This is a genomic window from Kitasatospora sp. NPDC056531 (assembly GCF_042794375.1).
Classification (GTDB): Bacteria; Actinomycetota; Actinomycetes; order Streptomycetales; family Streptomycetaceae; genus Kitasatospora.
The window spans coordinates 89057-99966 of record NZ_JBHTTU010000030.1 but is presented as its reverse complement, the minus strand read 5'-3'; the positions used below and the strand labels follow the sequence as shown (position 1 = coordinate 99966).

The window sequence follows — 10910 nt, the reverse complement described above, 5'->3', positions numbered from 1 at the left end:
GGAACGGACGCTTCCTTCGGACCGCCTTCCAGCGGGCCCTCCGGGCGCTTCGTTCTTTCGTGTTTCCAGCTTATCAGATGTTTTCCGCTCCGTTTACCGGAGTTTCATTCATCGGATTTGCTTTCCACTTTGTCACCCCGGTCTCCCGCGGCGACTCCGGAACTGTACGGGGACCGACCCGCCACATGCAAATCGCCCCGCCCTGCTGTCGCGGGACGGGACGATCCGCAGATGGAACACCGTCAGGCGCGGCCCATCTCCTCGGCGATGGCCGCCGCGAAGGCGTCGATATCGGCCTCCGTGGTGTCGAAAGCACACATCCAGCGGACCTCACCGGTGTGCTCGTTCCAGAAGTAGAAGCGGTAACGCTTCTGCAGCCGCTCGCTCACCTCGCGCGGGAGGATCGCGAACACCGCGTTCGCCTGCACCGGTCGAACGATCTCGACGCCGTCGATCTTCCGGACCGCCGCCTCCAGCCGGCTGGCCATCGCGTTGGCGTGGCCGGCGTTGCGCAGGTAGAGGTCGCCGGAGAGCAGCGCCTCGAACTGGACGGAGAGGAAGCGCATCTTCGAGGCGAGCTGCATCGAGGTCTTGCGCAGGTACTTGATGTTGCGCACCCGCTCCGGGTTGAGCACCACCACGACCTCGCCGAGCAGCAGGCCGTTCTTCGTCCCGCCGAAGGAGACCACGTCCACGCCCGCGTCCGTGGTGAAGGCGCGCATCGGCAGGCCGAGCGAGGCGGCCGCGTTGGCCAGGCGGGAGCCGTCGACGTGGACGAGCATGCCCAGCTGGTGGGCGTGATCGGTGATCGCGCGGATCTCGTCGGCGGTGTAGAGGGTGCCGAGCTCGGTGCTCTGGGTGATGGAGACCGCGAGCGGCTGGGCGCGGTGCTCGTCACCGAAGCCCCAGGCCTGCTGGTCGAGCAGCTCGGGGGTGAGCTTGCCGTCCGGAGTGGAGACGAGGTGCAGCTTGATGCCGCCCATCTTCTCCGGAGCGCCGCCCTCGTCCACGTGGATGTGGGCGGTCTCGGCGCAGACCACGGCGCCCCAGCGCGGCAGCAGCGCCTGGAGGGCGACCACGTTGGCACCGGTGCCGTTGAAGACGGGGTACGCCTCGGCCTTCTCGCCGAAGTGGCGGCGGAACACGTCCTGCAGGTGCACCGTGTAGTCGTCCTCGCCGTAGGCGACCTGGTGGCCGCCGTTGGCGAGGGCGATCGCGGCGAGGATCTCGGGGTGCACGCCGGCGTAGTTGTCGCTGGCGAAGCCACGGACGGCGGGGTCGTGTCGCCGTACCGCGTCCGTACTGGTGAGCTCGGTCATCGGGCTGTCAGCCACAGGTGCTGTCCGTTCAGTTCTGCTGCGGGGCGGTCCCAGAGGTCCGCCAGGTGTCCGGCGAGGTCGGCGGTGTCCGTGAAGCCGGCGAACTTCGCCTCCGGCTTCTCGGCCCGCATCTCAGGACTGACCAACGCCTTGATCACCAGGATGGCAGCCGCCGCGGTGGGCTCGCCGTCCGGGGAGGTGGTCTCCTTCTTGAAGGAGTCGGCCATGGCGAGGGTCCAGGCCTCGGTGGCGGCCTTGGCGGCCGCGTAGGCGGCGCCGCCCGCGGTGGGCTTGTGCGCGGCCGCGGCGGAGATCATCGCGTAGCGGCCGGCCGGGCTGCGGACCAGCGCGGGCTGGAAGGCCAGCGAGGTGTGCTGGAGGGTGCGCACGACGGTGTCGTGCAGGAAGTCCCAGTCGTCCAGGCGGGTGTCGAAGAAGGTCTTGCTGCCGCGCCAGCCGCCGACCAGGTGGAACAGACCGTCCACGTGGCCGTGCTCGGCCTCCAGGTGGTCGGCCCAGTCGTGGACCTCCTGCGGGTCGAGCAGGTCGATCACCTGGCCGCTGACCTTGGCTCCGCGCACCGCGATGCGGGTGGCGTCGAGCGCGGACTCCAGGCGCCGGGCGTCGATGTCCGCACCGATCACGGTGGCGCCGTCGGCGGCGAGGCGGCGCAGCACAGCCTGGCCGGCCGGGCCGCTGGCTCCGGCGACGGCGATGACCTTGCCGGCCAGCTTGGTGTCGGGGGTGGTGGTCACGCGGCAACTCCCTGGATGCCTGCGCCGGTGATGCCGGCGGTGGCGGCGATGACGCCGCCGAGCTTCTTGGACAGGGCCTCGTAGAACATGCTCAGCGGGAACTCGTCCGGGAGCACGGCGTCGCACAGCGCCTTGTTGAGGGCCTTGCCGTCGGTGATGTCGAGCGGCAGCGCCTCCGGGCCCTTGGCCCAGGTGGAGGCCGGGTGCGGGGTGAGGTAGCGGGAGACCAGCTGGTAGGCGGCGATCCAGTGGGCCGGCTTGGGCCGGTCGATTCCGTCGCGGTACAGGGTCTCGATCTCGCCGCAGAGCGCGTTGGTGACCTGCTGGGCGCGGTCCCAGTCGATGCTGAGGCGGTTGTCGCGCCAGCGCAGCGCGTCGTGCTTGTGCAGGTACGCGAAGAGCAGCTGGCCGCCGAGGCCGTCGTAGTTGCGGACGCGGTCGCCGCTGACCGGGAAGCGGAACAGGCGGTCGAACAGGATCGCGTACTGGACGTCGCGGGCGTGCGGGTTGCCCTCGGTCTCCAACTTCACCGCCTCCTTGAAGGTGGTGAGGTCACAGCGGAGCTCCTCCAGGCCGTACATCCAGAACGGGCTGCGCTGCTTGATCATGAAGGGGTCGAACGGCAGGTCGCCGTGGCTGTGGGTGCGGTCGTGGACGAGGTCCCACAGCACGAAGGTCTCCTGCGCACGCTGCTGGTCCTCGAGCAGGCCCTCGGCGTCGGCGGGGATCTCCAGGCCGAGCTGCTGGACGGCGCTGGTGGAGACGGCGCGGAAGCGGGCGGCCTCGCGGTCGCAGAAGATGCCGCCCCAGGTGAAACGTTCCGGCGCTTTGCGGACGGCGACCGTCTCGGGGAAGAGGACGGCGGAGTTGGTGTCGTAACCGGCCGTGAAGTCCGTGAAGGTGATCGGCACGAACATCGGGTTGTCGAAGCGGGTGCGCTCCAGCTCGGCCAGCCAGTCGGGCCACACGACCTGCAGCAGCACGGCTTCCAGGTTGCGGTCCGGGTTGCCGTTCTGGGTGTACATCGGGAAGACGACCAGGTGCTCCAGGCCGTCCTCGCGCTGGTCGGCGGGCTGGAAGGCGAGCAGCGAGTCCAGGAAGTCGGGCTCCCGGTAGCCGGTGTCGGCCCACTTGGCGAGGTCGGCGTCCACGGCGGCCAGGTAGGCGGCGTCGTGCGGGAACTCCGGGGCGAGCTCCTCGACGGCGGCCCGGACGGTGGCCACCAGGGGGTCGACGGTGTGCCGCTGGACGGAGGACAGGTCGATCGAGCCGTCCTTGGACTGCAGCGGACGCAGCGTCTCGACGGCCTCCTTCAGGCGCAGCCACGCCGGGTGGCCGGCGAGGGTCGAAACCGGGGCGTCGGCCGCCGCAGCGAGCCTTGGCGAAAGATTCTGCATCGTGGACTCACTTCGACAGGAGTTATTTCAACGGGGACACCATAAGTACGAAAGGTTCTCCCGTTCAAGGGGGTCAGGACGGGCAAAACTCCGGCGCGCCCCCACTGCGGCCCGAAAACCTGCGCCGGGGGCGCGACTTGTCCGGCATGTGGACAGTGATCTGGATGTCCTGGACAGAGGCGCCGTTCTGATGCGAACCTCCCGGCATGTTCCCGGCGGTGATCACGGTGGCCGAACGCCACGACGGCCCGTTCCGGCTGCCCACCCGTCGGCAGACCGGCTGTTGCGGCCGTACGCGCGGCCGTTGCGGTCGCGGTCGCTGCTGTTGTTGATCCACCGGTCGACCCGGCTATCGCCCCAGCGGTCAGCCCAGCCGCGTTGTTGACCCAGCCGCGTCGCTGATCCGCTCGTCTCGTCGACCCGTCCGCGTTGTCGACCCGTCCGCGGACACGGGCCCGTACGCGTTGTCGACCCGTCCGCGGACACGGGCCCGTACGCCGACCATGCCGCGTGTGTTCCGGCGCCGCCACCGGGGGAAGTGACCCGCCGGGACGCGGCACGCCCGGCCCACGCCGTCGCGCCTCCCGCCTACTCCCGTCCTGCCCGGCCCTGCCCCGTCCTTCCACTGGAGAGCTGCCATGACCCTCCGCAAGCCGTCCGTCGTACTGCCCCTCGCCGCCCTGGTGGTCGCGGCCGCGCTGAACGCGTGCGCGCCGCAGGACGCCAAGTCCGACGGGGCCGCCGCCTCGGGCGCGGCCGGCACCGCGGCGGGCTGCGCGCCGGGGGCGTTGGCGACGCGTACGGCCGCGAAGCTGACCGTCGGCACCGACAAGCCGGCCTACGACCCGTGGTTCTCCGAGGACAAGCCGGAGAACGGCAAGGGCTTCGAGTCGGCGGTGGCGTACGCCGTGGCGGACAAGCTGGGCTACCCGAAGGACAAGGTCAGCTGGGTGGTCGCGCCGTTCGGCAAGGCGACCGCGCCGGGCGCCAAGGACTTCGACTTCGACATCAACCAGGTGTCCATCAGCGACGAGCGCAAGCAGGCGGTGGACTTCTCCTCCGGGTACTACGACGTGCGCCAGGCCGTCATCGCGCTGAAGAACTCCAAGGCGGCGAACGCGAAGAGCATCGCGGACCTGAAGGGCGCCAAGCTGGGCGCACAGGTCGGCACCACGAGCCTGGACACCATCACCAACACCATCAAGCCGAACAGTCAGCCGGCCGTGTTCGACTCCAACGACCTGGCGAAGGCCGCGCTGAAGAACGGTCAGGTCGAGGCGCTGGTGGTGGACCTGCCGACGGCCTTCTACATCACCGGCGCCGAGGTGCCGGAGGCTCAGGTGGTGGGGCAGTTCGAGACGGCCTCGCAGGCTGAGCAGTTCGGCCTGGTGCTGGACAAGGGCTCCAAGCTGACCGCCTGCGTGTCCCAGGCGGTGGACGCGCTGCGGGCGGACGGGACGCTGGCGGAGCTGGAGAAGCAGTGGCTGTCGGACGCCGTCTCGGCACCGGTGCTCAAGTGAGCGGGGACGCCGGGCCGGCCGGACCGGTCAGCGTCACCGAGGCCCCGGCGGAGGACGACGGGTACCGGCCGTCCGAGCGGCGGCTGGCGCACGAGGCGTACCGGCACGGACGGGCCCGGCGCTCGGCGCTGATCGCCACGGCCTCGACCCTGCTGACGGCGGTCGCGCTGTACCTGCTGATCGTCAACTCCCCCGGCTGGGAGGTGACTAGGCGGACCTTCTTCAACCTGGACTACGCGCGGCAGGCGCTGCCGGAGGTGCTGAAGGGGCTGCGGCTCAACCTGGAGCTGATGCTCGGCTGCGGGGTGCTGATCCTGGTGTTCGGCCTGCTTCTGGCGGTACTGCGGACGCTGCGCGGGCCGGTGTTCCTGCCGGTGCGGCTGCTGGCCACCGCGTACGTGGACTTCTTCCTCGGGCTGCCGATGATCATCTGCCTGCTGGTGATGATCACCGGGGTGCCGGCGCTACGGCTCAGCGGGGTGACCACCGATCCGCTGCTGCTCGGCGGGGCCGCGCTGGTGCTGACGTACTCGGCGTACGTCTCGGAGGTGTTCCGCTCGGGCATCGAGTCGGTGCACCCGAGCCAGCGGGCCGCGGCGCGGTCGCTGGGGCTGACCAACGCCCAGGCGATGCGGTACGTGGTGCTGCCGCAGGCGGTGCGGCGGGTGGTGCCGCCGCTGCTCAACAACCTGGTCAGCCTGCAGAAGGACACCGGGCTGGTCTCGATCGGCGGCGCGATCGACGCGGTGTACGCGGCGAAGATCATCGCGGCGCACTCGTTCAACTTCACGCCGTACCTGGTGGCGGGGCTGGTGTTCATCGTGCTGACCGTTCCGCTGACCCGGTTCGCCGACTGGCTGACCACCCGGATGAACCGTCGGCAGTTGCAGGGAGGTTCGGTATGAGTGGCGCTGAGGTGCTCCGGCTGGAGTCGGTGCGCAAGACCTTCGGCGGCCAGGTGGTGCTGCGCGATGTGGACCTGGCCGTGCCCGAGCACTCGGTGACGGCGTTGATCGGGGCGTCCGGCTCCGGGAAGTCGACGCTGATGCGGTGCGTCAACCTGCTGGAGGGGATCGACGACGGGGCGATCTTCCTGGACGGCGAGGAGATCACCGACCCGCGTGCGGACGAGGACGCCGTACGGCGCCGGATCGGCGTGGTGTTCCAGTCGTACAACCTGTTCCCGCACATGACGGTGCTGGAGAACATCACGCTCGCACCGCGCCGGGTGCACCGGGTCGGACGGGCGGAGGCCGAGGCGAGGGCGCTGGAGCTGCTGGACCGGCTCGGGCTGGCGGCGAAGGCGAAGGAGTACCCGGACCGGCTCTCCGGCGGACAGCAGCAACGGGTCGCCATCGTGCGGGCGCTGGCGGCCGGGCCCCGGCTGCTGCTGCTCGACGAGATCACCGCGGCGCTCGACCCGGTGCTGGTCGGGGAGGTGCTGTCGGTGGTGCGGGACCTCAAGGAGCAGGGGATGACGATGGTCCTCTCCACCCATGAGATGGGCTTCGCACGGGAGGTCGCCGACCAGGTCTGCTTCCTGGACGGCGGGGTGGTGCTCGAACAGGGGCCGCCGGAGCAGGTGTTCGGCGATCCGCGGGAGGGGCGGACCCGGCGGTTCCTCAGCCGGGTGGTCGCCTCGGGGCGGCTCCAGGGCTGAGGCGACCGACGGCCCCCGGTGGAGCGGGACGGGTCGGGTGCGGCGGAGCGGGGTGCGTGGGGATGGCCGCACCACGGTGGGCACCACAGTGCGCCCCCGTACGCGCCCTGGTCCCGCCGGGGGCGGAGCGGTGATCGTGGACGGGACGACCGTCGCTGCGGACGGGTGTCGGCGGGCGGATGACAGCGAACAGCTGACGGACAACGGATGACGACCAACAGATTTCGTCAGCTGTCATCTGTCATCTGTTCGCCGTCCACTGTTCGCCGTCCACTGTTCGCCGCCCGCCGCCCCGGGAGGCTGCCGTTGCACGGACCCACCCTGGTCAACTGGCTCCTCGCCCTGCTCACCGCCACCGCCGGCGGCTACTGCCTGACCCGCCTGCGGCACTCCCCCTGCACCCCGGTCGGCGTCCCCGCCCCCGGCCCCGGCGCCGCCCGCCGGCTGCTCGCCCGGGAGTCCGACGCCGCCGAGGCACTGATGGGGCTCGGCATGGCGGCGATGGCCGTCACCGGCGCCACCGTCCCGGCCGGCGTCTGGGCCGGACTGTTCGGCCTCCCCGCCGCCGCCTTCCTGCTCGCCGCCCTCTACGCCCCCACCGGCCGGGCACACCGGCTGCACCACGCGGTCGGCGCGCTCGCCATGACGTACATGGCCCTGGCGATGACCGCCTCCGTCGGCGGACACCACCACCACGCCGCCACTCTCGGCGCTCCACTGCTGACGGGCGCCCTGTTGCTCTACTTCGGCGGGTACTCCCTCTGGGTCGGCGCCCGGCTGCTGCGCACCCCCGCCGGCACCCTCGTCCTCGGCACTGCCGGCCTGCCGCAGGCCTGCCGACTCACCATGGGCATCGGCATGTTCGCCATGCTCCTGACCATGTGACGCCCGCCCCGACACCCGCGCGCCGCCCTTCCCTCCCGGTCCGGACACCGCCCAAGCGCCGCACCCACGCGTGGCGTTGGTCACTGGCCGGCCGAAAGCCGTTCCACCGGGCGTCCCCAGCGCATAGGTTGGCAGGGAGCGCATTGTCGCGTTCCCTGCATACTCGGGGAGCCCTTGGGATGACCGCCCTGATCGGCCTGCTGGTGCTCGGACTGCTGCTCTCGACCGTCGCGCCCCGCCGGCTGGCCCGGGCCCGCTGGGTGGAGCGCGAACCCGTGCTGGCGCTGCTGGTGTGGCAGTGCCTGGTGGTGGCCGTACTGCTGTGCTGCGCACTGGGTCTGGTCCTCGCCGCCTCCGCCGCCATGCCCGAGCTGCGCGCCCTGGTGTTCGCGGGCGCCCCGCACGGCGTGGAGGCCGCGTACGGCCTGCAGGACGCCGAAGGCTGGGGTCGGCTGTGCGCCGTGGTGCTGGCGGCCGGCGCCCTGCAGACGGTGCTGGCGCTCAGCCGCGAGGCCCGTACGGCCAAGGCCCTGCGCGACCGCCGACACGCCCAACTGGCGACCCGTGCACCGGAGTTGCCCGAGGCGATCGCGGCCGCCCGGAGCCGCCGGGAGCGGCTGGTGGTACTGGAGAACGTCCGCCCCGAAGCCTGGTCGCTGCCCGGACCGGACTCCCGCCTGGTGGTCACCACCGGCGCTCTCCAGCAGCTCACCGACCGGGAGCTGGCGGCCGTGCTGAGCCATGAGCGCGGCCATGTCCGGGCCCGTCACCACCTGCTCCAGCAGTTCGCCCAGGCGCTCGCCTCCGGCTTCCCCGGCGTCGGCGTGTTCAGTGCCTTCCGGGACCAGGTGGCGGAGCTGATCGAGCTGGCGGCCGACGACCGGGCCGCACGACGTCACGGCCGGCACACCACCGCCCTCGCGCTGGCCGAACTCAACCTGGACCGCGGGGTGTTCGGCTCCTGCCCGCCCGGTCTGGCGCAGTCCCCGAAGCGGGTCGACCGGCTGCTCGCGGGCCGCCCGCGGCTGTCCGTCCCGCACCGGCTGCGGCTGACCCTGTTCGCCCTCGCCGCGCCCGCCGCGGCCGTCCTGCTGGCCGTCGCCCCGGGACTCAACTCCCTGCTCTGAGCGCACAGTTGACGCCGAGTCAGCCCACCGGGGTCAGTCCGCGGTAGGCTCCCCGCAGACCGGCCCGAGCGGCTCGCCGAGGGTCAGTCCGAGCACCTCGCGGTGGAGCGGCCTGGCCTGCTCGTAGCGCTCCCGTCCGGCCTCGGTCAGGGTCAGCATGATGCCCCGCCGGTCGCTCTCGCACATGGCCCGGGTGACCAGTCCGCTCTTCTCCAGCCGGGCGATCAGCCGGGACAGCGCGCTCTGGCTCAGATGAACGGTGGGCGCCAGCTCGGCCACCCGCAGCGCGTGGCGACCGTCCGCCTCGCACCCCTCCACCAAGCGTTCCAGCACCTCGAACTCACTCATGCCCAGCCCGTACTTGTCGCCCAGTTCGCGGTCGAGCAGGCAGGCCGTGGCGGCATGGCGGGCCAGCAGCTCGCGCCATTCCGCGACGAGGCCGGCCTCCGCCGGCGAATCGAGCACTCGGGGGTCGAGTTCAGCCACGCCGCCACCCTAGCACGTGCATCGGAAATTTATGCATTCACATGTTATTCATTTGCATTGAATGCATGTGCATGTACTGTCCTCCCCATGACCACCGCGACCGTCACGTCACCCGACGCCCCGTCAACCAGCGGGCTGAACTGGACACCCCGCCTCTGGGGCACCCTGATCGTGCTCTGCGCCGCCATGTTCCTGGACGCCCTGGACGTCTCGATGGTGGGCGTCGCCCTCCCCTCCATCGGCTCAGAGCTCCACCTCTCGACCTCCACCCTGCAGTGGGTGGTCTCCGGCTACGTGCTCGGCTACGGCGGCCTGCTGCTGCTCGGCGGACGCGCCGCCGACCTGCTCGGCCGACGCCGGGTCTTCCTGGTCGCCCTGTCCGCCTTCGCCGCCGCCTCGCTGGTCGGCGGCTTGGTCGACGACGGCGGCCTGCTGATCGCGGCCCGCTTCCTCAAGGGCGTCAGCGCCGCCTTCACCGCCCCGGCCGGCCTGTCGATCATCACCACGACGTTCGCCGAGGGCCCGGCCCGCAACCGGGCGCTGTCCATCTACACCACCTGCGGGGCCAGCGGCTTCTCCCTCGGCCTGGTGCTGAGCGGCCTGCTCACCTCGGTCGGCTGGCGCTGGACCTTCCTGATGCCCGTCCCGGTCGCGCTGCTCGCCCTGGCGTTCGCCGTCCGCCTGCTCCCCCGCCAGACCGAGGAGCCCGCCAAGGGCGGCTACGACGTGCTCGGCGCGATCACTGGCACCACGACCGTCCTGCTGCTGGTGTTCACCGTCACCGAGGCCCAGGGCGCCGGCTGGCTGAGCCTGCGCACCCTCGGCTCGATGGCCGTGGTGATCGCGCTGGCCGCCGCCTTCCTGCTGATCGAGAGCCGTACCGCCCACCCGCTGGTCCGGCTGGGCATCTTCCGCAACGGCTCCGTCGCCCGGGCCAACGTGGTCGCCTTCGCGATGACCGGCGCGTACGGCGGCTTCCAGTTCGTGGTGACCCTCTACCTGCAGCACCTGCTCGGCTGGTCGGCCCTGCAGATGGCCCTGGGGCTGCTGCCGGCCGGCGCGTTCATCGCGCTCTCGGCGCCGTTCATGGGCCCGATCGTGGACCGCTTCGGCACCGGCCGGCTGCTGCCGATCGGCCTGCTGGCCCTGGTCGCCGCCTTCGCCCTGTTCCTGCGCCTGGACGAGCACAGCTCCTACCCGGCCTTGGTGCTGCCCTCGATGCTGCTACTCGGCGTGGGCTTCGCGCTCGCCTTCCCCTCGGTGAACATCGCCGCCACCAACGGCGTGGCCGACGAGGAGCAGGGCCTGGCCTCGGGCCTGGTGAACACCGCGATCCAGGTCGGAACCGCCGTGGTGCTGGCCGGGGCGACCGCCATGATCACAGCCGGCAGCGCGGGCGGCGACAGCCCGCAGGCCCAGCTGGACGGCTACCGGCCGGCGCTCGTCTTCGTCACCGCGGTCGCGATGGTCGGCCTGCTGGTCGCCGCGGTGGGCGCCCTGGTGGACCGGCGCCGGAATTCAACTCCCGCGTCGGTGCCGGATTATGATTATCCGCCTGTCGGGCCGACCGCGGCCCGGACCGGAGTCCTGACCGAGCACTGACCCGCACTGGCCCTCGCCCACGACCGACCCCTGGTCGTCGGCCGCTGGCGCCGGCTCCACCAAACCCCCGTGTTGGTGGAGCCGGCCGTCTTCGCACCCGGCCGCGCGGGCAGCGCCCGTCAGGGCACGGTTCCACAGCGCGGCTGCCGGCTCCGCAAG

General features: G+C 71.5%; 10 protein-coding genes. 6 read left to right on the top strand and 4 right to left on the bottom strand.

Annotated features, from left to right (window positions below):
• Positions 1–242: 242 nt before the first annotated feature.
• From ACFQ87_RS24240 to ACFQ87_RS24230, 3 genes are read right to left on the bottom strand one after another with little or no spacing between them, the layout of a single operon-like run.
• A complete protein-coding gene (locus tag ACFQ87_RS24240; protein ID WP_380612891.1) occupies positions 243–1319 on the bottom strand; it encodes a threonine aldolase family protein in 1077 nt (358 codons plus the stop codon).
• Complete coding sequence (locus ACFQ87_RS24235) at positions 1316–2074, bottom strand: SDR family NAD(P)-dependent oxidoreductase (protein WP_380612881.1); 759 nt, start codon at positions 2072–2074, stop codon at positions 1316–1318. The genes ACFQ87_RS24240 and ACFQ87_RS24235 overlap by 4 nt, the downstream gene beginning before the upstream one ends.
• Entirely contained in the window at positions 2071–3471 is a 1401-nt protein-coding gene (locus ACFQ87_RS24230) for a DUF6421 family protein (protein WP_380612880.1), read from the bottom strand. Before ACFQ87_RS24230 ends, ACFQ87_RS24235 begins: the two co-directional genes overlap by 4 nt.
• A 638-nt stretch (positions 3472–4109) precedes the next feature.
• On the opposite strand from ACFQ87_RS24230, the gene ACFQ87_RS24225 reads away from it, so the two are divergent.
• From ACFQ87_RS24225 to ACFQ87_RS24205, 5 genes are all read left to right on the top strand, one after another.
• Positions 4110–4991: an ABC transporter substrate-binding protein gene (locus tag ACFQ87_RS24225; RefSeq protein WP_380612879.1), complete on the top strand. Its 882-nt coding sequence runs from the start codon at positions 4110–4112 to the stop codon at positions 4989–4991.
• Complete coding sequence (locus tag ACFQ87_RS24220; RefSeq protein ID WP_380612878.1) at positions 4988–5896, top strand: amino acid ABC transporter permease; 909 nt, start codon at positions 4988–4990, stop codon at positions 5894–5896. The genes ACFQ87_RS24225 and ACFQ87_RS24220 overlap by 4 nt, the downstream gene beginning before the upstream one ends.
• Positions 5893–6651 carry an amino acid ABC transporter ATP-binding protein gene (locus tag ACFQ87_RS24215; protein WP_380612877.1) on the top strand — a complete coding sequence of 253 codons (759 nt, stop codon included), beginning with the start codon at positions 5893–5895 and terminating at the stop codon, positions 6649–6651. The genes ACFQ87_RS24220 and ACFQ87_RS24215 overlap by 4 nt, the downstream gene beginning before the upstream one ends.
• A gap of 306 nt (positions 6652–6957) precedes the next feature.
• Positions 6958–7536 carry a DUF5134 domain-containing protein gene (locus tag ACFQ87_RS24210; RefSeq protein WP_380612876.1) on the top strand — a complete coding sequence of 193 codons (579 nt, stop codon included), beginning with the start codon at positions 6958–6960 and terminating at the stop codon, positions 7534–7536.
• A gap of 179 nt (positions 7537–7715) precedes the next feature.
• Positions 7716–8663 carry a M56 family metallopeptidase gene (locus tag ACFQ87_RS24205; RefSeq protein WP_380612875.1) on the top strand — a complete coding sequence of 316 codons (948 nt, stop codon included), beginning with the start codon at positions 7716–7718 and terminating at the stop codon, positions 8661–8663.
• Between the two features lie 33 nt (positions 8664–8696).
• Here ACFQ87_RS24205 and ACFQ87_RS24200 read toward each other — a convergent pair whose 3' ends face one another.
• Entirely contained in the window at positions 8697–9149 is a 453-nt protein-coding gene (locus ACFQ87_RS24200) for a MarR family winged helix-turn-helix transcriptional regulator (protein WP_380612874.1), read from the bottom strand.
• Positions 9150–9236: 87 nt separating this feature from the next.
• Between ACFQ87_RS24200 and ACFQ87_RS24195 the strand changes: the two genes are divergently transcribed.
• Positions 9237–10751: an MFS transporter gene (locus tag ACFQ87_RS24195; protein WP_380612873.1), complete on the top strand. Its 1515-nt coding sequence runs from the start codon at positions 9237–9239 to the stop codon at positions 10749–10751.
• Positions 10752–10910: the final 159 nt, after the last annotated feature.

What these genes read in the sequence shown, in the direction of transcription:
- ACFQ87_RS24240 (WP_380612891.1), bottom strand. Translation starts at nt 1,319, where the DNA reads ATGACCGAGCTCACCAGTACGGACGCGGTACGGCGACACGACCCCGCC.
- ACFQ87_RS24230 (WP_380612880.1), bottom strand. Translation starts at nt 3,471, where the DNA reads ATGCAGAATCTTTCGCCAAGGCTCGCTGCGGCGGCCGACGCCCCGGTT.
- ACFQ87_RS24225 (WP_380612879.1), top strand. Translation starts at nt 4,110, where the DNA reads ATGACCCTCCGCAAGCCGTCCGTCGTACTGCCCCTCGCCGCCCTGGTG.
- ACFQ87_RS24215 (WP_380612877.1), top strand. Translation starts at nt 5,893, where the DNA reads ATGAGTGGCGCTGAGGTGCTCCGGCTGGAGTCGGTGCGCAAGACCTTC.
- ACFQ87_RS24205 (WP_380612875.1), top strand. Translation starts at nt 7,716, where the DNA reads ATGACCGCCCTGATCGGCCTGCTGGTGCTCGGACTGCTGCTCTCGACC.
- ACFQ87_RS24195 (WP_380612873.1), top strand. Translation starts at nt 9,237, where the DNA reads ATGACCACCGCGACCGTCACGTCACCCGACGCCCCGTCAACCAGCGGG.